This is a genomic window from Francisella opportunistica (genome assembly GCF_003347135.1).
GTDB classification, from domain to species: Bacteria; Pseudomonadota; Gammaproteobacteria; order Francisellales; family Francisellaceae; genus Francisella; species Francisella opportunistica.
On record NZ_CP022377.1, the window covers coordinates 1,748,379 to 1,770,582 of the forward strand.

Here is a 22,204-nt window from a genome sequence, read left to right on the forward strand (position 1 = left end):
TCACCTATAAGAAGTTTAGATTTAATTGATCTAATATTGGCCCTAAACCTAAGGCTGGGAATATTGTCAACCCACCAATTAATAGTATTGTAAAAAATACTAATATTGCAAAGATAAAACTAGTTGTATCAAGTGAGCTAATTTCACTCATTTGTAAGCTGCGCTTCTTCTTAACTAGTGATCCAGCTAACATTAGCACAGCAAATATAATTCCAAATCTACCGATTAACATACTCAAGGCAATTGTTATATTAAGATAGTCTGTATTTGCTGATAGTCCAGCAAAAGCACTTCCGTTATTATTAGCTCCTGAAATATATGCATATAATATCTCTGAGAAACCATGTGCACCGCTATTAGTCAATGCTTGATGAACAGTTGGAACAACCGCAGCTAGACCAGTAAATACTAATACACAACATGGAGATATTAATAAAGCGAACATCGTCCATTTCATATCATTAGCCTCTATACGTTTACCTAAGAAGCTAGGTGCTCTACCTATCATTAATGAACCAATAAATACCGCTAACATCAAAAACATGAAGAAACCATAAAAACCAGCTCCAACACCGCCAAATATAACTTCACCTATCGCTATATTTAACATCGCCATCATCCCAGCTATTGGTGAATAACTATCGATTACACTATTAACACCACCATCTGATGCAGATGTCGAAACAGTATTATACAAAGTAGAGTAGAACACTCCAAATCGGCTTTCTTTACCTTCCATATTCGATAGATGACCAACCTGACCATAGATGTCCTGGATATCTTTACTATGAAGAAAATCTAGACCATGCAATTCAGATATAGTCATAACCATTAAAGAGATTATGAATAATACTAACATTACACCAAATATCAGCCATCCCTGCTTAGTATTACCAACCCACTTACCAAATGTATAAGTAAGTGCAGCTGCTATAGCAAAGATTGAAACCATTTGGATATAATTGGTTATGACAGTTGGATTCTCATATGGATGCGCAGAGTTAGCATTAAAGAACCCTCCACCATTAGTTCCAAAGGATTTTATAGCTTCTTGTGAAGCTATTGGTCCTTGTGGAATAATTTGCTCACTGCCTGCTAATGTATGTATATGCAGATATGCCATTATGTTTTGTGGTACGCCTTGGAAGATATATACAATAGCAATCACTATAGATACTGGCAGCAAAATCCAAAATATGCCCTTACCAAGGTCATTCCAGAAATTACCAATTGTAGTTGCTTCATGCCTTGCTACAGATCTTATTAGTGCAATTGCAACACATAAGCCAACAGCTGCTGAGACAAAATTTTGTACTGCAAGAGCTAACATTTGTGAGAAATAGCTTACACCAGTCTCACCACTGTAGCTTTGCCAGTTTGTATTAGTAACAAAGCTAATTGCCGTATTGAAAGCTTGAGAAAAATTCATACCCTTAATTTCTTGAGGGTTTAAAGGTAATAATCCTTGTAATAGTAATATCACGAAAACAAAGAAAAAAGCCATAACTGAAAAACTTACTAAACTGAAAAAGTAAGCTTTTGCTGTCTGCTCTTTTCTTAAGCTTTCACCTAGTACTAACAAGTATACTGTTTGAAAAGGTTTTGCCAACCAATCCAAGTAAGTTCTCTCATTATTAAAAACCCTAAATATATAGCTACCTAAGGGCTTGGTTACCAAAGCAATTGTCACTATAAATAACACAAATAAAACAAAATTAGAAATCATAACTTACTCCTATAAGTTAAAATTTATCTGGAAATATAAGTGTAGCAGTCATATATGCAGCCAGACCTAACATTACTAATGCTGAAAGAATAATCATATCAACCTCTTTTGTTATTTTTATATTACTTTAAAATAGTAATAGATTATAAGTACTAAAGATATAAAGATTCTATTATAAAATCAAAATATAAATATAAAATTTCTATAAAAAGTGTATTCTATGAGTCTATTTTTAGTTAACAGAAAACAAAAGTTTTAAAACTAACACATATCAGCATAGCTATTTACTATTCTTATACCTTTGAATATTTTCACTAATTAAATCCATAATTCTTTCACATTCAGTAAGCGCTAATCCCTCCATTCTACAAGTATTATTAGAAATTTTAGTATTAGCTCTAATAGATGTATTTATATCATTCAAATATACAGAACCAAGACCAAAGAATTTTTCAACTATATTAGCTTTAAGGTTTATATCATTAATATTTGAATATGAAATATCTCTTCGATTGAGGTATAGGAAACCATATTTAAGGATACATCTGTGATTTGTAATTATATAATTATAACCTTGAATAACTTTTTTAATAAAAACCCAACCTAAAATAAGGTAAATTATCAAAATTGACGAAGTAATCAATATAACGTCAATAAAGTTAAAAGAGATAATATCTTTTTTTAATTTAGAAAAGAACACAATAGCGATAAGTATAATTACCAAAGAGCTATGCCAAAACCTAGTTATAAAAAAATATCCAACACTTAATTTATTAGGTTTTAATTCCAATAATATTTTTTCATTTTCTTGTAAGTTCATAAATATAGATAATAAGGTTTTTAATATACTTATTCTACCTGGAAAATTAAGATATATCTATTTTGTTGAGCCATAAATACAAAAGCCCCTAGTAAAGGAGCTTTAGATTGCTTATCACGATAAGTCTTCTGATATTTCAAAAGAATGGCGACTACCTACTTTCACCTGGGCAATGCCAGACTATCATCAGCGTTTTGTAGTTTCACTTCTGAGTTCGGAATGGATTCAGGTGGTTCCTACAAGCTATCATCGCCAAAACTGTGTTTGGACATAAAAATATTTAACAATTCAGCATAGAAATAGACTTAAGTCTCTCGGATCATTAGTACTGGTAAGCTTCATACATTACTGCACTTACACACCCAGCCTATCAACGTCGTAGTCTCCAACGTTCCTTACCGATTTACATCAGAGAGATCTAATCTTGAAGGAGGCTTCACGCTTAGATGCTTTCAGCGTTTATCCCGTCCGAACGTAGCTACCCGGCAATGCTTCTGGCGAAACAACCGGAACACCAGTGGTTCGTTCACTCCGGTCCTCTCGTACTAGGAGCAACTCTTCTCAAATCTCTAACGCCCACGGCAGATAGGGACCGAACTGTCTCACGACGTTCTGAACCCAGCTCGCGTACCACTTTAAATGGCGAACAGCCATACCCTTGGGACCTGCTTCAGCCCCAGGATGTGATGAGCCGACATCGAGGTGCCAAACTCCTCCGTCGATATGAACTCTTGGGAGGAATCAGCCTGTTATCCCCGGAGTACCTTTTATCCGTTGAGCGATGGCCCTTCCATTCGGAACCACCGGATCACTAAGACCTACTTTCGTACCTGCTCGAGCCGTCACTCTCGCAGTCAAGCGCACTTTTGCCTTTATACTCTTGGCACGATTTCCGACCGTACCGAGTGCACCTTCGTACTCCTCCGTTACTCTTTAGGAGGAGACCGCCCCAGTCAAACTACCCACCATACACTGTCCTCGAATCTCTCCTGAGTTAGAACTTCAAATATTCAAGGGTGGTATTTCAAGGTCAACTCCACAACTACTGGCGTAGCTGCTTCTTAGTCTCCCACCTATCCTACACATAAATATTCAAAGTCCAGTGCAAAGCTATAGTAAAGGTTCACGGGGTCTTTCCGTCTAACCGCGGGTACACTGCATCTTCACAGCGATTTCAATTTCACTGAGCCTCTGGTGGAGACAGTGTGGCCATCGTTACGCCATTCGTGCAGGTCGGAACTTACCCGACAAGGAATTTCGCTACCTTAGGACCGTTATAGTTACGGCCGCCGTTTACTGGGGCTTCGATCCAGAGCTTCGCTTGCGCTAACCCCTTCAATTAACCTTCCAGCACCGGGCAGGCGTCACACCCTATACTTCATCTTACGATTTCGCAGAGTGCTGTGTTTTTGATAAACAGTCGCAGCCACCTGGTATCTGCAACCCCCAACAGCTCAAAGAGCAAGTCTCATCACCATCAAGGGCACACCTTCTTCCAAAGTTACGGTGTCATTTTGCCTAGTTCCTTCACCAGAGTTATCTCATAGCCTTAGTATTCTCTACCTACCCACCAGTGTCGGTTTACAGTACGGTCGCTTATACAATATACTTAGAAGCTTTTCCTGGAAGCATGGTATCAATAGCTTCGTCAAACAAGTTTGACTTCGTCTCGTATCTCAGATCAACAAGATGCCGGATTTGCCTAACACCTCTACCTACATACTTTCACCTGGACAACCATTCGCCAGGCCTACCTAACCTTCTCCGTCCCTCCTTCGTTCATATAAGCGGCACAGGAATATTAACCTGTTTCCCATCGACTTCACTCTTCAGCTACGCCTTAGGGGCCGGCTTACCCTACGTTGATTAACATTGCGTAGGAATCCTTGGGTTTTCGGCCAATAAGAATCTCACTTATTTTACGTTACTCATGTCAGCATTCGCACTTCTGATACCTCCAGCAAACTTCTCAATTCACCTTCATCGGCTTACAGAACGCTCCCCTACCAATATACTAAATATATTCCGCAACTTCGGTGCATAGCTTAGCCCCGTTAAATCTTACGTGCAGGCCGACTCGACCAGTGAGCTATTACGCTTTCTTTAAAGGGTGGCTGCTTCTAAGCCAACCTCCTGGCTGTCTGGGCCTTCCCACTTCGTTTCCCACTTAGCTATGACTTAGGGACCTTAGTTGGCGGTCTGGGCTGTTTCCCTTTCCACTACGGACCTTAGCACCCGCAGTGTGTCTCCCGTGATTAAACTTCATCGTATTCTGAGTTTGCATCGAGTCAGTAAGGTCGTAAAACCCCCATCGTCGAAACAGTGCTTTACCCCAATGAGTTATACACGAGGCACTACCTAAATAGTTTTCGGGGAGAACCAGCTATCTCCGTGCTTGATTAGCCTTTCACTCCGATCCACAGCTCATCCCATACTTTTGCAACAGTATTGGGTTCGGTCCTCCAGTTAGTACTACCTAACCTTCAACCTGGCCATGGATAGATCGCGCCGGTTTCGGGTCTACTCCTAGCGACTAGTCGCCCTATTAAAACTCGCTTTCGCTACGGATCCCTTATTCAGTTATCCTCGCCACTAAAAGTAACTCGCTGACCCATTATACAAAAGGTACGCAGTCACATGTCTAAATCATGCTCCTACTGCTTGTATGCAAGCGGTTTCAGATTCTATTTCACTCCCTTTATAAGGGTTCTTTTCACCTTTCCCTCACGGTACTAGTTCACTATCGGTCATTCAGGAGTATTTAGCCTTGGAGGATGGTCCCCCCATATTCAGACAAGGTTCCACGTGCCCCGTCCTACTTGTTCGTATGCTTAGTTCCATCTCGATTATTTCGTATACGGGACTATCACCCTCTATCGTCAAGCTTCCCAACTTGTTCTACTATAATTAAGACTATATCATACCAGGCTCTTCCCACTTCGCTCGCCACTACTACGGGAATCTCAATTGATTTCTCTTCCTAAGGGTACTTAGATGTTTCAGTTCCCCTCGTTCGCCCTACACCCTATATCGAGTGAGTGACTAGGTTATCCTAGCCGGGTTCCCCCATTCGGAAATCTCCGGGTCATAGCTCATTTACCAGCTAACCGAAGCTTATCGCAGATTATCACGTCCTTCATCGCCTCTGAATGCCAAGGCATCCACCGCTTGCACTTATTTTCTTAAGTCTATTTCTATACTAAATTGTTAAATATCTCTATCTTCATGTAAATAAAATATTGGTGGAGCCAAGCGGGATCGAACCGCTGACCCCCTGCGTGCAAAGCAGGTGCTCTCCCAGCTGAGCTATGGCCCCGTGTCCGGAGAACAGAAGACGGAGGACTGATGACAGAAACGTCTCATATCCTTCGAACAACTACTCTCCTAAAACTTAAATAATTTCTTCCAACTTAAAACGTCAAAACTTAAAACTCTAGCTAATCTTTAAACACAATCGCTTTAACGCATAATATGTTTAATAAATCAACTTCCGTCTTCTGTCATCCGTCATCAGTCTTCTGAAATGGTGGGTCTGAGTAGACTTGAACTACCGACCTCACCCTTATCAGGGGTGCGCTCTAACCAACTGAGCTACAGACCCGTATCTTATTCACACTAAAATATATTATCTACAAACACCATGCTAAATCACTTGATCAGCAATTAAAGCTTTTTTCTTATTCTTCGTATTTCCGTTAAGGAGGTGATCCAGCCGCAGGTTCCCCTACGGCTACCTTGTTACGACTTCACCCCAGTCATGAATCACTCCGTGGTAAACGCCCTTTCGTTAAGCTATCTACTTCTGGAGCAACCCACTCCCATGGTGTGACGGGCGGTGTGTACAAGACCCGGGAACGTATTCACCGCAGTATTCTGACCTGCGATTACTAGCGATTCCGACTTCATGCAGTCGAGTTGCAGACTGCAATCCGGACTAAGAGTACCTTTTTGAGTTTCGCTCCAGATCGCTCCTTCGCAGCCCTCTGTAATACCCATTGTAGCACGTGTGTAGCCCTGGTCGTAAGGGCCATGATGACTTGACGTCGTCCCCACCTTCCTCCGCCTTGTCAGCGGCAGTCTCAATAGAGTACCCAACTTAATGATGGTAACTATCAATAGGGGTTGCGCTCGTTGCGGGACTTAACCCAACATTTCACAACACGAGCTGACGACAGCCGTGCAGCACCTGTCACACAGTTCCCGAAGGCACCAATTCATCTCTGAAAAGTTCTGTGGATGTCAAGACCAGGTAAGGTTCTTCGCGTTGCATCGAATTAAACCACATGCTCCACCGCTTGTGCGGGTCCCCGTCAATTCCTTTGAGTTTTAGCCTTGCGGCCGTAGTCCCCAGGCGGAGTACTTATCGCGTTAGCTGCGCCACTAGAGCCTTTACACCGACTCCAACAGCTAGTACTCATCGTTTACAGCGTGGACTACCAGGGTATCTAATCCTGTTTGATCCCCACGCTTTCGTCCCTCAGTGTCAGTATCAGTCCAGAATGTTGCCTTCGCCATCGGTGTTCCTTCTGATCTCTACGCATTTCACCGCTACACCAGAAATTCCCCATTCCTCTACCATACTCTAGTTTGCCAGTATCAAATGCAGTTCCAAGGTTGAGCCCTGGGCTTTCACATCTGACTTAACAAACCACCTACAGACCCTTTACGCCCAGTAATTCCGATTAACGCTTGCACCCCCCGTATTACCGCGGCTGCTGGCACGGAGTTAGCCGGTGCTTATTCTTTGGGTAACGTCCTCCCCACAGGCTATTAACCCATAGGCTTTCCTCCCCAACTAAAGTGCTTTACAACCCTAGAGCCTTCTTCACACACATGGCATTGCTGGATCAGGGTTGCCCCCATTGTCCAATATTCCCCACTGCTGCCTCCCGTAGGAGTTTGGGCCGTGTCTCAGTCCCAATGTGGCTGATCATCCTCTCAAATCAGCTATGGATCGTAGCCTTGGTAGGCCCTTACCCTACCAACTAGCTAATCCAACGCAGGCTCATCCATCTGCGACAGCACAAAGGCCACCTTTAATCCACAGATATTATGCGGTATTAACAGTCGTTTCCAACTGGTATCCCCCTCAAATGGGTAGATTCCTACGCGTTACTCACCCGTCCGCCACTCGTCAGCAACTAGCAAGCTAGTCCTGCTACCGTTCGACTTGCATGTGTTAAGCATGCCACCAGCGTTCAATCTGAGCCAGGATCAAACTCTTCAGTTTAAATCAATTTCTGACTCTAACTACTGTTACTCAAATTCTTTAACAAAGTGTTTGTATATAATATATCTCTTAAATATCAACTAGAAACTCTCGCCTCTCAACAACTAACATCATCCGTCAGCCGGTGAAGACATATAATACACATCACCTATCAACAACGCAAGTACTTTTTCGAAAAAAATTGAAGTTTTTTGAACTTTTTTACGCGTTTTTCGCAATCATCTTCACAACCATATCAATAACAAGTAAAAATAAATAAAAAATTAAGTCTCAATACAAAAATATAAGTGAAAAATATAAATACAAAGTTAAATATCGGCTGATTTGATTGTAACTACTCAGCGTATTTATCAGTTGCTTTAACTAAAGCTTCTAATATGCCTGGCTCCATTATCGAGTGTCCAGCATCGGCAACAATCTCTAGTTTTGCTGTTGGCCAAACTTTATGTAAATCCCAAGCACTAGTCGCTGGGCAAACCATATCATACCGTCCTTGGACTATCATGCCAGGAATGTTTTTGATTTTATCTACGTTTTTAAGTAATTGGCTTTCTTCTAGGAATAATTTATTTTTGAAATAGTGGCACCCTATCCTTGCAAATGCCAAACTAAAATTATCTTCGCCATATCTTGCTATAGATTTCTCATCTATATATAGTTTACTAGTTGATGCCTCCCACATACTCCAAGCCTTAGCTGCTTGTTGCTTTAACTCTTCATCACTGCCAGTTAATATATTATAGTATGCTGATATAAAATCTTTTCTTTGTTCTTCATCGATAGGTCTTATATAATCTTCCCATCTATCTGGAAAGACCTCACATGCACCATACTGGTATAACCACGATATTTCTTTCTTACGACCTAAAAATATTCCTCTAAGAATAAGTTCGGTTACAACCTCTGGGTAGGTTTGAGCATACGCTAATCCTAGCGTGCTACCCCATGAACCACCAAAAATCATCCATTTATCAATACTAAGCCTTTTACGGATCTGCTCAAAATCTTCAATCAAATGCCAAGTTGTGTTCTCTCTTAGCTCTGCAAATGGAGTACTTTTACCACATCCACGCTGATCTACAAGAATAATTCTATATCTCTCTGGATTAAAATATTGTCGGTAGCTTGGTTGTATGCCTCCACCTGGACCCCCATGGATAAATACAACCGGCTTACCATTTGGATTACCACATTCTTCAAAGTATATAGTATGAATATCTGAGACTTTCAAAAACTCTCGATTATATGGTTCAACTGCTGGATATAACGGCATATTAGACCTCTTTTTGCAAGTTTTTATTTATATATATCATCAATATAGTATATCCAACTAAACAAACATTGTTTATATTACTCATATTTTATCTGTGATTAAATAATAAGTTTAGTTTCATAATCCCATTATACTTTGTAATAAGTGATAACACCAAGTACTTCGAACAATTTAAAATAGTTTAAAAATCATAAAAATTATACAAGTATGATCTTATAACCTCTTTTTAGCTATTGTTTATCGAATTACAATTCTAAGAACATATTCAGGCTATAAATAACTTGATATTTTCTTACAACAAATTTTTCAGTGTTGTAATTGACTATGTTTTAAAGGCTGTATATTATGGCTTATGGTATCAACCCATATATATTGATATGTAATGAGGAAATTATATGAAAATCAAAAAAACATTAACGGTCTTAATGCTAGCAGTATCAGCTTTATCTTTAAGTAGTTGTTGGCTACTTGTTGGTGCAGCTGTAGGTGGCGGAACTGCGGCATATATTTCTGGTGAGTATTCAATGAATATGAGTGGTAGTGTAAAAGATATTTACAATGCCACTTTAAAATCAGTTCAAAGCAATGATGATTTTGTAATTACTAAAAAATCTATCACTTCAGTAGATGCCGTTGTTTATGGTAGTACTAAAGTAGACTCAACAAGCTTCTATGTTAAAATAGAAAAGCTTACTGACAACGCTTCAAAAGTTACAATTAAGTTTGGTACTTTTGGTGACCAAGCAATGTCAGCAACATTAATGGATCAAATTCAGAAAAATGTTTAATCAAATAGGTGTTTTATAATGACTTTTCTAAAAAAAGCTTTTGCTACTGTTGCAATTTCTTTTTCGGCACTAATTCTAAATAGTTGTATTGTTGCAGCGGTAGCAGTGGGTGGCGGAACAGTTGCCTATATTGATGGAAATTATTCAATGAATATAAAAGGTAACTATAAGACTGTTTATAAAGCAGCTCTTAAAGCTATTGATGACAATAACGATTTTGTTTTAGTCTCAAAAAGTTTTGATCAAACAAATCAAAACGCTGATATTGAAGGCGCTACCAAAATTGATAGCACAAGCTTTAGTGTCAAAATTGAAAGACTAACAGATCAAGCAACCAAAGTAACAATCAAGTTTGGTACTTTTGGTGACCAAGCAATGTCATCAACATTAATGGACCAAATCCAAGCCGTTGTATACAAAACTTCTTAGAAATGTACAAAAAACTCTTTTTAATTATAATACCTATAATTATTGCTATCTCCCTTAATAGCTGTGTTGTTGCTGCTGTTCTGATAGGTACAGCTGTGGTAGCTGGAGGTACAGTATATTATATAAATGGTAATTATATAATTAAAGTCCCTAGAGATATTAGAAGTGTATATAATGCAACAATTAAAACTATACAGATGAATAGTCAGTATACCCTAATAAGCCAAACTTACCATACTAAAAATGCTACAATTAAAGCTTCACAAAAAGGTGAAAGTATTAGTGTTGATTTAAGTAATGTTGATAGCCACTCTACAGAGATAAAAATTCGTATAGGTGCGCTTGGTGATGAGAAAAAATCCGCTGATTTAGCAAACTCGATAACAAAAAATATCACTTAAGCAATATTTATCTAAATTTGGTTAACTTTTTCTTTTTTAAAACTTCCAAAAATGTATAATTTGTGTTAATTTGCAACCTACCCTTATATCTATAATGAGTAATAAGGTATTAGATACATATTATAAGAACAATCGACATATTTGGGTGTTGGTATTATCTGGTGCTGTTTTAGGTACAATGATTGGTCTTTTAGCCACAGCATTTCAACTACTTTTAGATTCCATTTTTAGGATAAAGGAAATTATTTTTTCTTTCAGTGATGGTAATATTTTTATTGAAATAGCTCTGTCGATAACGTTAACTATAGTAATGATGCTGATTTCGATTTTTATCGTTAGCAGATTTGCGAAAGAAGCTGGTGGTAGTGGTATCCAAGAAGTTGAAGGTGCTTTAAAAGGTTGTCGCAAGCTACGTAAAAGAGTTGTTCCTGTAAAGTTTGTAAGTGGGCTTTTTTCTTTAGGTTCAGGTTTAAGTTTAGGTAAAGAAGGTCCTTCAATTCATATGGCAGCAGCTTTAGCACAGTTTTTTATTGATAGATTCAAGCTCACTACAAAGTATGCAAATGCGGTTATTTCTGCAGGTGCTGGTGCTGGACTAGCTGCTGCTTTTAATACTCCACTATCTGGGATTATCTTTGTAATTGAAGAGATGAACAGAAAATTTAGATTTAGTGTCTCAGCGATAAAATGCGTTCTTGTAGCATGTATCATGAGTACTGTTATCTCTAGAACTATCCTGGGCAATCCACCTGCAATACGTGTAGAGACTTTTAGCTCAGTACCACAAAATACTCTTTGGCTTTTCATGGTTTTGGGGATTATATTTGGTTATTTTGGGCTGCTATTTAATAAATCACTAATTAAAGTTGCTAACTTCTTCTCTGAAGGTCCAAGAAAAAGATATTGGACTTTAGTTATAATTGTTTGCATAATTTTTGGTACAGGTGTTGTCCTGTCACCAAATGCGGTTGGTGGTGGTTATATTGTTATAGCAAATACTCTTGATTATAACTTATCAATCAAGATGCTTTTAGTGCTTTTTGCATTACGTTTTGCTGGAGTTATTTTCTCATATGGTACAGGGGTTACCGGTGGAATATTTGCACCAATGATCGCTCTTGGTACTGTTTTTGGTCTAGCTTATGGTTTATCAGTAGCTCAACTATTTCCTGAGTACCATATTGAAGCTGGGGTTTTTGCAGTTGCTGGAATGAGTGCTCTATTTACAGCAACTGTAGGTGCGCCATTAACAGGCATTGTCTTAGTTATGGAAATGACTTGGAATTTTCATCTATTGCTGCCATTAATGATAACTTGCTTTAGTGCGTCTATGTTGACATATATTCATCATCAAAAACCAATTTATGATACTCTATTAAGACGAACTATTTCTAATGAAAGAAAGCAACAAGCAAGGATAAAAAATGAGCGAAATCAAAAAACAGCTTCAGATACTCCAGGACAAACTATCACAAAAGAAGAAATATAACCACGCGATCTCCCTAATGCATTGGGACCTAGAAACACAGGCTCCTAAAAACTCAATCAATACAACATCTGAAGTTATTGGCTTTTTTAGTGAAAAGGTTTATGAAATAACTAATAGTGATGAACTAAATACCAGCTTAGATTATTTAAATAAAAACTTTACTGAGCTAGGTGATATAAATAAAAGGATAGTTTATTTGACAACCAAACAAAAAGATAAGCTTAGTAAAATACCTAAAGATGAATATGTTGCGTATAATAAACTTTTGTCTCAAGCTCAAAATGTTTGGACTGAGGCGCGTAATGATAATGACTTCGAGAAATTTGCACCATATCTAGATAAAATTATTCAATACCAGAAGAAGTATGTCAAGCGAATCGGCTATAACGAGCATCCATATGATGTAGTACTTGATGATTATGAAGAAGGTATGACTGTGGCTAAATTAGAGCCTTTTTTTAATTCTTTAAAAGAAAAAATCGTTCCACTTCTAGAAAAAATAAAAAATGCCCAGCAAGTTGATACTAGCTGTATTGATAAACCATATAATATCGGTAAACAAAAGCAATATTCTCATAAAATAGCCAAACAACTAGGATTTAACCTTGATAGCGGTGTTCTAAAAGAAAGTGCTCATCCTTTCACTTTAAACTTTAACAAATATGATGTTAGAATGACTACGCGCTATATCGAGAATCTTTTCACATCTTCTTTGTTTGGTACTATTCATGAAACAGGTCATGCAATGTATGAACAAAATATAGGCGATAATATCTATGATACTATTCTGGGTACAGGTGTTAGTTTAGGAATACACGAATCACAATCTAGATTTTATGAAAACCTAGTTGGCAAAAATAAAGCTTTTTGGGATAGCAACTATAGTGAACTACAAAGCTTGTTCTTAGAAAATTTAGCTGATACTAGTGCAGAAGAGTTTTATAAAGCGATAAACAAAGTTAGCCCAAGCTTAATCCGTGTAGAAGCAGATGAGTTGACATATTCTTTACATATATTAGTACGCTTTGAGTTAGAGAAAGAAATCTTCGAAAAGGATATTGCTATCGATGATTTACCAAAATTATGGAATGATAAATATCAGCAATATTTAGGCATTATTCCTAGTGATTTTTCCAATGGAATCTTACAAGATGTTCACTGGTCAGCGGGACTTTTTGGATATTTTCCAACTTATGCTCTTGGAAGCGCGTATGCTTCACAGATATTTCACTATATGAATAAAGAATTTGATGTTAATGATACTATTAAGCACAACAAGCTAGAGCTTATACTGAACTTCTTAACTAAACATATCCACCAATTTGGTAGTCTAAAGCCTGCTGATGAGATTATCAATAATATCTGTGGTGAATATCTAAATGCTAAATATTATGTTGATTATTTAGAAAATAAGTTTTCTAAAATTTATGAATTAAAATAATATCGATATCAACTACTCTTCTACCCTAGCCTTTAAGTTAAATATTAGCGATAATATATGCATTAAAATTTAATTATAGTATTTAAATGTCAAAACTAAATGCATACTTTGGCGAATTTGGTGGTCAATTTGTTCCTCAAATTCTTGTTCCAGCTCTTGAACAACTCGAGCAAGAGTTTATAAAAGCACAAAATGACGAGTCTTTTAAGCAAGAGTTTAAAGAACTTTTGGGAGAATATGCTGGCCGCCCCACTGCTCTTACAAAAACAAGAAATATAGTCAAAAATACAAAAACTAAATTATACCTAAAACGCGAAGATCTACTCCATGGTGGGGCTCACAAAACTAACCAAGTACTTGGTCAAGCTCTACTAGCTAAGAGAATGGGCAAAAAAGAGATAATTGCTGAAACAGGTGCTGGACAGCATGGAGTAGCAACCGCTCTAGCTTGTGCACTGCTAGATCTAAAATGCAGAGTTTATATGGGTGCTAAAGATGTTGCGCGTCAAAGTCCAAATGTCTTTCGAATGAAGTTAATGGGTGCAGAAGTCGTTGCAGTACATAGTGGTTCTGCAACACTAAAAGACGCATGTAATGAAGCTCTAAGAGACTGGTCAGCAAACTACAGCAAAGCTCACTATTTATTAGGAACTGCAGCAGGCCCTCATCCTTTCCCTACGATTGTTAGAGAGTTCCAAAGAATGATTGGTGAAGAAACAAAAGCGCAAATCCTTGCTAAAGAAGGCAGATTACCTGATGCTGTAATTGCTTGTGTTGGCGGTGGCTCAAACGCTATCGGCATGTTTGCTGATTTTATCGCTGAAAAAGATGTCAAACTTATAGGTGTCGAACCTGCTGGTAAAGGTATAGAAACAGGTGAACATGGTGCTCCACTAAAACATGGTAAACTAGGGATATTTTTTGGTATGAAAGCGCCATTAATGCAGGATGATAATGGTCAAATACAAGAATCATACTCAATATCTGCAGGCTTAGATTTTCCTTCTGTTGGCCCACAACATGCCTACCTACAATCAATAGGTCGTGCAGAGTATGTTTCTGCTACAGATGATGAAGCTTTAGAGGCTTTCAAACTTTTGTGTAGAAAAGAAGGAATTATCCCTGCTTTAGAGTCATCTCATGCTTTAGCATATGCTTTAAAACTTGCTTATGATAACCCTGATAAGCAACAAATACTTGTAGTAAACCTTTCTGGGCGTGGTGACAAAGATATTTTTACTGTGCATGATGTTTTAAAAGAAAAGGGAGAGATTTAATAATGACTAGTAGGTACACAACCCTTTTTGAAAGTTTAGCAAAGAAAAATCAAGGCGCTTTTATCCCTTTTGTAACTATTGGTGATCCTAACAAAGATTTATCTTTTGAGATTATCGAGGCCTTGATTCAATCAGGTGCTGATGCTTTAGAGCTAGGCATACCTTTTTCCGATCCTTTAGCTGATGGACCAACTATACAAGAAGCTAATATTAGAGCTTTAAATAGTGGTATTACACCAGATGATTGTTTTGAGATTTTAGCTAAAATTAGACATAAATACCCTGTTATCCCAATAGGACTACTTTTATATGCAAACCTTGTCTATGCAAATGGTATAGAGAAATTTTATAATAAGTGTTTTGCTGCTGGTGTAGACTCAATACTAATAGCTGATATACCAGCTCATGAGTCAAAAGATTTCCGTGAGGTTGCTGAGAAAGTTGGTATAGCACAAATATTCATAGCGCCACCAGATGCAAATGAAATAACATTAGAACAAATAGCTAAAATTGGTAGTGGCTATACTTATTTACTTTCAAGAGTTGGAGTAACTGGTACGGAAACTGCGGCAAACATGCCGGTCGAAGAAGTACTGGTGAAACTCAAACAATATAATGCTCCTAAACCGATATTAGGCTTTGGAATTTCTAAACCTGCCCAAGTCCAACAGGCAATAAAAGCTGGAGCAACAGGCGCAATCTCAGGCTCTGCTACTGTTAAAATTATTCAAAATAATTTAGCTGATAAGACTAAAATGCTTAGTGAACTTAAGAATTTTGTCAAAGCAATGAAAGCAGCCACTATAATCTAACTTAAAGAAAAATAAATTTATCTCCTTATATAACCTACTAGGCATAAAAGTAGTACATTCTGTCACAATCCTGAACTCGTTTCAGGATCTCAATAAAATCAATACTTATAATGAGATGCTGAAATAAATTCAGCATGACATTTTTATATGTAGTTAGCTGTATAAAGCTTATTAAAATCTACAACACACGAATTTAGCTTAAGGGTTTTTTTTAGTATATGACAAATTAATATAAACAAGCTGATAGAGAGTTTACTTATCACTCTTTTGTAGCTTTCTTTGCAGCTTTTTTCCTAGATTTTTATCATCTTTTAAATTAACCATACCTTCACCTTCACCAACCATTTGGTTAACGACGTCAAGTTCAGTTTCTTTTTTATCTACAAGCTTTATTCCTGTGTTTTCAAAATGATCTTTTTTAAATTTTTTCCAGTCTTTATCTACTTGAAATATATATTTGCAAGCCTCTTCTATGAATTGGGCTTCATCCTCTATCTCTGCCCATTTCAAATACTCCAGCATTTCATCAAGTACACTTTTATCAACTTCTAAATGTACAGCCACCCTATTCTTTTTCTCTTTTTTTCTAATGTTTATAAGTGACATATTGGTTCCTTTTGAGGGTTTTGTAACTATATTTTATCAAACTAGTATAAATGTACAAAAAGTTACTCCAGCTGATTAAAAAGGTTTTCTAAGATGTTTTTTGAAGTTTATAGATTTTCCTCCAACTAATATAACCATATATGGCATTTATAAAAGCTACTAATTTTGTAATAATAACTGGGATAATTGCTATCGTTATAACTGAATCAACAATTCCATCAATCCAGATTGAAATAGTTAAAACATCTATCGTCAACCACAAAAGCCAATGCTCACGATATATAAGAACAGTCAAAATAAATGCAACTATTGATGTGACTTCTACGATCGCATCAGCAAATAAGCCAACGCTCTGACCAAAATACAAGTGCAGCACAAAATAACCATAAACGGCAGATACTACAGCTATGCTAAAGATAATTTTTATAAACTGTGCTTGCGTGAGTTTTTTTATCTTTATTTGTTGCCCTTTGGTATTGTTATGTGGTCTAGTCCAATTATACCAACCATAAAATTGAATCGGACATAAGAAAAATAGTGCTAAAAGTAACTGTCCATAAACTTGATTTTGGTAGGAAATAAGCGCATACATAAGTGCACCAATTAATCCTAAAACATAATTAAAAACTTTTCCTTTAGCTGCGAGGATCAAGTTTGTAATACCAACAATAGAATATATCAATATAAAAGAACTACTACCACTCAAATAAGCCGCTAGTGTAGTTAGCATGATACAGCTAAACAGCCATGTAACTTCTTTTTTGCTCCAACCACTAAGAGTATTTTCTAATAAATTCATTGATAAATTTAAAAAATATTTAGATTAGTTATTTTAAGTGTGTTATAGCTGTGCTGCAACAATAATCTTCTAAGAAGATATAATTTGGCTAAAATCTTTTATATAACTTCTTGAAAAATAATTAAGCGGCCCTAGATATATAAGCAGATAATTTTTCTTAAGGGGAAATAATGGATATAAATAAATTTACAATAAAACTACAAGAAGCTTTAGCTGAAGCTCAATCTTATGCTTTTCAACAAAAAGCTACAGAGTTTACCACAGCCCATTTATTAAAAGCGTTATTAGAGCAAAATGATAGTGTCGCCACAGCTATATTAAGTGTTTGCGGAGTTAATATCCAAAGCTTTATAAAGGCTGTCAATGATCTTGTTGATGGTGTTGCTGTATTAGCAGGTGAAGGTAATCCCAAAATAGCTCCATCTCGAGAGCTAATTGCAACACTACATAAAATGCAAGAAATTGCTAATAAAAATAAAGATGAGTTTATCTCAAGTGAGCTTTTCTTATTAGCTTCATTAGAGGATAAAAGTTTAACCAGACTGTATAGTAAATTTAATATTACAAAAGACAAAATTACTAAAGCAGTTGATGATTATCGCGGGGGAGAAAAAGTGAGTAGTCAAAATCAAGAAGATATGAAAGGTGCATTAGACAAATATACAGTAGATCTAACAGAACTTGCGAAAAAAGGAAAGATAGATCCAATTATCGGTAGGGATAGTGAGATTCGCAGAACTATACAAGTATTGCAAAGAAGAACAAAGAACAATCCTGTGCTAATTGGTGAACCAGGCGTTGGTAAAACAGCTATAGTTGAAGGACTTGCACAAAGAATCATAAATAATGAAGTACCAGAAGGAATCAAAGGTAAAAAGGTACTATCTCTAGATATGGGTGCATTACTAGCAGGTGCTAAGTTTAGAGGTGATTTTGAGGAAAGATTAAAATCTGTACTAAAAGAACTAGCGAAACAAGAAGGCAACGTAATTTTATTTATCGATGAATTACATACTATGGTTGGTGCTGGTAAATCTGAAGGCTCTATGGATGCTGGTAATATGCTTAAGCCTGCTCTAGCTAGAGGCGAACTAAAATGTGTTGGTGCAACAACTTTAGATGAATATCGTGAGTATGTTGAGAAAGATCCAGCACTAGAAAGAAGATTCCAAAAAGTGTTAATTGATGAGCCAACAGTTGAAGATACTATAGCTATACTTAGAGGCTTAAAAGAAAGATATGAACTACATCATGGTGTAAATATCACTGACTCTGCTATCGTAAGTGCTGCAACTCTATCACATCGATATATAACTGATAGACAACTACCAGATAAAGCTATTGATTTAGTTGATGAAGCTGCAAGTTTAATTCGTATGGAAATTGATTCTAAGCCAGAGAAAATGGAAAGCTTATACCGTAGAATCATTCAGCTTAAAATGCAACGTGAACAGCTGAAAAAAGAAAAAGATGAGGCTACTAAAAAACGTTTAGAAATACTTGAACAAGAAATAAAAGGACTAGATTCTGAGTATAAAGGACTAGAAGAGCTTTGGAAAGCTGAGAAGCTTAAAATGCAAGGTGCTAGCAAGCTTAAAGAGCAACTTGAAAAAGCAAAATTTGAGCTTGAAAAATATCAAAGAGCTGGTGATTTAAGCAAAATGGCAGAATTACAGTACGGTAAAATACCAGAGTTAGAAGCACAAATTAAGCAAATAGAAGCTACAACGGCTGAATCTTCTGAAAATAAACTAGTAAGAACATCTGTTACAGAAAATGAAATTGCTGATGTAGTATCAAAAGCTACTGGTATACCTGTATCTAAGATGATGGAAGGTGAAAAAGAAAAACTACTAAATATGGAAAGCTTCTTACATAAGAGAGTGATTGGCCAAGATCAAGCGATAAAAGCAGTATCTAATGCTGTGAGAAGATCTCGCTCTGGCTTATCAGATCCTAATAGACCTATAGGCTCATTTATGTTCTTAGGCCCAACAGGTGTAGGTAAAACCGAGCTAACAAAAGCTTTAGCAGAATTTTTGTTTGATGATCAAGATGCAATGCTTAGAGTAGATATGTCAGAGTTTATGGAAAAACACTCTGTGGCTAGGTTAATTGGTGCGCCTCCAGGATATGTCGGTTATGAACAAGGCGGCTATATGACAGAGCATGTAAGAAGAAGACCTTACTCTGTAATCCTACTTGATGAGGTTGAGAAAGCTCATGCAGATGTATTTAACATCTTACTACAGGTGCTTGATGATGGTCGCTTGACTGATGGACAAGGTAGAACAGTAGATTTTAAAAATACTGTAATCGTGATGACCTCAAATCTTGGTTCGCATCGAATCCAAGAAATGCAAGGTCAAGACTATGAAACAGTAAAATCTGCTGTAATGGAAATGGTACTTAGCCACTTTAGACCTGAATTTGTAAATAGGGTTGATGACGCTATAGTCTTTGAACCACTAAATAAAGAAATGATAACTGAAATAGCTAAGATACAAATCAAGCGCTTAGAAAAACGCTTAGCCGATTTAGATATTGGCTTAGAAGTTACATCTAAAGCTATGGATAAACTAGCTGATGCTGGTTTTGACCCTATATTTGGAGCTAGACCACTTAAGCGTGCTATCCAAAACAACTTAGAAAACCCTCTAGCTCTTAAGCTTCTAGATGGTGAGTTTAAGGCTGAAGATAAAATAGTTGTTGATGTTGACACTAATGACAATATTACATTCTCTAAGTAAAATTAATAAACAAGTCAGTTATGAAAAATTAATAGCTGCTATTATTTTTTCATAATTTACTCTGATATTAACTACTGATAAGCTAGTCATCACAAATTATCATAATGTTTAATTAGAGATATTAATATGAAGTATAGAAAGTTATTATTAACTACATTAATGACAGCATGTGGAGCTACAAGCTACGCTTCAGCATTAGATTATAAGGCTGGAACTACTTATCAGCAAGGACAAGAAGTCAATAATGCTGGATCTTGTTATGTGTGTAATATCCCAGGATGGTGCTCTTCTTCAGCAGCTTGGGCTTATGAGCCTGGTAAAGGTACAGCATGGCAAGAAGCTTGGACAGAAGGATGTGAAGATCCTGGTCCTAGCCCACAGCCTGTAGCTGAAAAAACTATTTCTGTAAATCTAGCTGGCGATAGTTTACCTACTGATGCAAAAATTGAGTTCTCAAGTAATAGTAAAGTTTATACTGTTAATAATAATCAGGTAACTCTACCATATTCTAATACTCAGGCTATTAACTACACAATCAGTATAAGTGGTAAAGATACTGGCCCAATCTCACCAAACTCTTTTGCAATGACAAAAGATACAACCTCGATTAATCTAACTTATAAAAGTAAACCAGTACCAGCACCTGGAAACTGTGATACCATACCAACTGATACTAAGGATTTTATTCCTAATGGACAAGAGGGATTCTGGTCAGGTTATAGTAAGGGGGCTTTTGTTAAGTTTGATGGAAACATTTATGAACTTATTAATAGCTGGTGGACTAGTGCATCTCCTGCTGATGACTCTGGTTGGGTACTATGTGAAGCTGTGGTACAGGCTAATGTTCATGTTAAAACAACAGGCTTACCTCAAACTATTAATAAGCTAAATATCAAACTTGGCTCAGAATTATATAGCGTAAATCCAACTAACCCTGAGCTTATAACTCTAGGCAAAGGAAGTTATGATGTCTCAGCTGAAAAAGTTTTAAGTTCTGATGCTTCAGAAATTTATATTGCGGATAATATTATACCTAATCCTATCATAGTTAGTAAAGAAACTCATGATATTGATTTAAATATAAATTTCAAAGCTGAAGCTGTTAAACCTACTCAAGTTAACTTTAATGTTAGCTATGCTGAAGGGACTAATCCAGCCGCAACTACAGCTACAGTATCAAATGCTAATGGATACAAAGAAACTGTACAATTAACAGCTGGTAGTAATACTATCAGCCTTCCTTCAAAGGGTGAGTTTACAATCAAGCCTGATAGTTACAAATTTAATGATACTAACTACGAAGCAAATACTCTAACTGTCGTTGATGGTAAGTTTAAGGATGGTAACAGTGTAAGCTATACACCAGCTGGTGCTTGGCCAGAAAAGTCTGTGGTCGGATACTGGGGTACTTGGACTTGGGGGCAAAGCTCTGAACTACCAGAGAAAATGAGTGATTTTGCTGATTACTATAATGTAATAGTTCCAGGATTTGTTAGCGTCTCTGGAAATCAAGTAACAGGCTTTTTTGACCCTGTTAATCTAGAGTACTTTGCAGAAGCAGTTAAAAGAATCCATGCTAAAGATGGTTTAGTTATAGCATCTACAGGTGGCGCAAATAATACTTGGCAACCTTCATTGTCAAGTGATAATAATGAATTAGCTAAAAATATTGTCAATTATCTTGCAGAAAACAATATGGATGGTTTTGATTTTGACCTTGAGGGTGATGCAATTAAAGGTACAGATAGCTGGACTAAAGAGATGCAAGACTTAATAGCAAAAATGCGTGAATATGCTAATAGTGATAAAATGAAAGACAAATTCCCGAGAGGTTTCTTTATAACAGCTGCTCCACAAACATATGTTGACACTGGAGTTCCTGCTTCTATATATTGGACATCAACCGGCGGAAGATACAATATCTTCAAAGATATGCTGCCAATGAATGCTTGTGGTGGCAGCATCTGCTTTGATGCTTTGTTAATACAAAACTATAACAACCGCAGGGCATCAGGCTGGCCAAATCAGGCTCCAACATTATCGATGAAGATAGCTGCAGATACATTAAAAGCTGCTAATAATACTAAAACTAAAATAGTTATTGGTGATGATTTTGCTCCTTCAGAAAATAGCTATGTATCACCAGAAGAGCTACAAACAGCATATACTACAGGTGATAGTGAAGGTCCTGCGCTTAATAGTTATAATAACTTCTCAGGCTTTATGGTTTGGGCTCTTGGCCAGAATCCAACAACGATAGATGCAGTTGATTTTGGTAAACAAATTGCCGAGTTCTATCCTATAAATGATAAATAAACTGCCTTTTTCTGCTAATATATTTCTTAACTTCAAATTCTCTTTTA

The 22,204-nt window shown here is 36.9% G+C and carries 14 protein-coding genes, 2 tRNA genes and 3 rRNA genes; 9 read left to right on the forward strand and 10 right to left on the reverse strand.

The genetic code is table 11. From position 1 onward, the window contains the following. Positions 1-4: 4 nt before the first annotated feature. The 8 genes from kdpA to pip form a co-directional block, all read right to left on the reverse strand. Positions 5-1,726 carry a potassium-transporting ATPase subunit KdpA gene (gene kdpA, locus CGC45_RS08535; RefSeq protein WP_071629862.1) on the reverse strand — a complete coding sequence of 574 codons (1,722 nt, stop codon included), beginning with the start codon at positions 1,724-1,726 and terminating at the stop codon, positions 5-7. Positions 1,727-2,006: 280 nt separating this feature from the next. Further along, entirely contained in the window at positions 2,007-2,546 is a 540-nt protein-coding gene (locus tag CGC45_RS08540) for a PH domain-containing protein (protein WP_071629863.1), read from the reverse strand. Between the two features lie 142 nt (positions 2,547-2,688). Then, positions 2,689-2,803 (reverse strand): 5S ribosomal RNA (gene rrf / locus CGC45_RS08545). A gap of 44 nt (positions 2,804-2,847) precedes the next feature. Next, positions 2,848-5,734, reverse strand: a 23S ribosomal RNA gene (locus CGC45_RS08550). Between the two features lie 52 nt (positions 5,735-5,786). Then, positions 5,787-5,862 (reverse strand) — tRNA-Ala (locus CGC45_RS08555). Between the two features lie 208 nt (positions 5,863-6,070). Further along, positions 6,071-6,147: transfer RNA gene (locus CGC45_RS08560), tRNA-Ile, on the reverse strand. A gap of 95 nt (positions 6,148-6,242) precedes the next feature. After that, a 16S ribosomal RNA gene (locus CGC45_RS08565) occupies positions 6,243-7,776 on the reverse strand. Together the 16S, 23S and 5S rRNA genes with 2 tRNA genes alongside form the textbook arrangement of a ribosomal RNA operon. A gap of 334 nt (positions 7,777-8,110) precedes the next feature. Further along, positions 8,111-9,049, reverse strand: coding sequence for a prolyl aminopeptidase (pip, locus tag CGC45_RS08570; protein WP_071629864.1), 939 nt, complete (start codon positions 9,047-9,049; stop codon positions 8,111-8,113). Positions 9,050-9,444: 395 nt separating this feature from the next. On the opposite strand from pip, the gene CGC45_RS08575 reads away from it, so the two are divergent. The 7 genes from CGC45_RS08575 to trpA all read left to right on the forward strand — a co-directional run bounded on the left by CGC45_RS08575 (position 9,445) and on the right by trpA (position 15,686). After that, a complete protein-coding gene (locus tag CGC45_RS08575; protein WP_071629865.1) occupies positions 9,445-9,837 on the forward strand; it encodes a DUF3568 domain-containing protein in 393 nt (130 codons plus the stop codon). Between the two features lie 18 nt (positions 9,838-9,855). Then, complete coding sequence (locus CGC45_RS08580) at positions 9,856-10,266, forward strand: DUF3568 domain-containing protein (RefSeq protein WP_071629866.1); 411 nt, start codon at positions 9,856-9,858, stop codon at positions 10,264-10,266. 2 nt (positions 10,267-10,268) lie between these two features. Beyond that, on the forward strand, positions 10,269-10,667 hold the full coding sequence (locus CGC45_RS08585) for a DUF3568 family protein (RefSeq protein ID WP_071629867.1): 399 nt from the start codon (positions 10,269-10,271) through the stop codon (positions 10,665-10,667). A 94-nt stretch (positions 10,668-10,761) separates the two neighbouring features. Further along, positions 10,762-12,156 (forward strand): H(+)/Cl(-) exchange transporter ClcA, encoded by a 1,395-nt coding sequence (gene clcA / locus CGC45_RS08590; protein ID WP_071629868.1) that lies wholly within the window; start codon positions 10,762-10,764, stop codon positions 12,154-12,156. After that, positions 12,092-13,597: a carboxypeptidase M32 gene (locus tag CGC45_RS08595; protein WP_071629869.1), complete on the forward strand. Its 1,506-nt coding sequence runs from the start codon at positions 12,092-12,094 to the stop codon at positions 13,595-13,597. The genes clcA and CGC45_RS08595 overlap by 65 nt, the downstream gene beginning before the upstream one ends. Positions 13,598-13,683: 86 nt before the next feature. Next, on the forward strand, positions 13,684-14,874 hold the full coding sequence (gene trpB, locus CGC45_RS08600; protein WP_071629870.1) for a tryptophan synthase subunit beta: 1,191 nt from the start codon (positions 13,684-13,686) through the stop codon (positions 14,872-14,874). 2 nt (positions 14,875-14,876) lie between these two features. Next, entirely contained in the window at positions 14,877-15,686 is an 810-nt protein-coding gene (gene trpA / locus CGC45_RS08605) for a tryptophan synthase subunit alpha (protein ID WP_071629871.1), read from the forward strand. Positions 15,687-15,938: 252 nt separating this feature from the next. On the opposite strand, the gene CGC45_RS08610 is transcribed toward trpA, so the two are convergent. Then, complete coding sequence (locus CGC45_RS08610) at positions 15,939-16,292, reverse strand: hypothetical protein (protein ID WP_071629872.1); 354 nt, start codon at positions 16,290-16,292, stop codon at positions 15,939-15,941. Positions 16,293-16,380: 88 nt separating this feature from the next. Continuing rightward, a complete protein-coding gene (gene pnuC, locus CGC45_RS08615) occupies positions 16,381-17,091 on the reverse strand; it encodes a nicotinamide riboside transporter PnuC (RefSeq protein ID WP_071629873.1) in 711 nt (236 codons plus the stop codon). Positions 17,092-17,261: 170 nt separating this feature from the next. Between pnuC and clpB the strand changes: the two genes are divergently transcribed. Both clpB and CGC45_RS08630 read left to right on the forward strand, forming a co-directional pair. After that, on the forward strand, positions 17,262-19,841 hold the full coding sequence (clpB, locus tag CGC45_RS08620) for an ATP-dependent chaperone ClpB (RefSeq protein ID WP_071629874.1): 2,580 nt from the start codon (positions 17,262-17,264) through the stop codon (positions 19,839-19,841). 126 nt (positions 19,842-19,967) lie between these two features. After that, positions 19,968-22,157, forward strand: coding sequence for a glycosyl hydrolase family 18 protein (locus tag CGC45_RS08630; RefSeq protein WP_071629875.1), 2,190 nt, complete (start codon positions 19,968-19,970; stop codon positions 22,155-22,157). Positions 22,158-22,204: the final 47 nt, after the last annotated feature.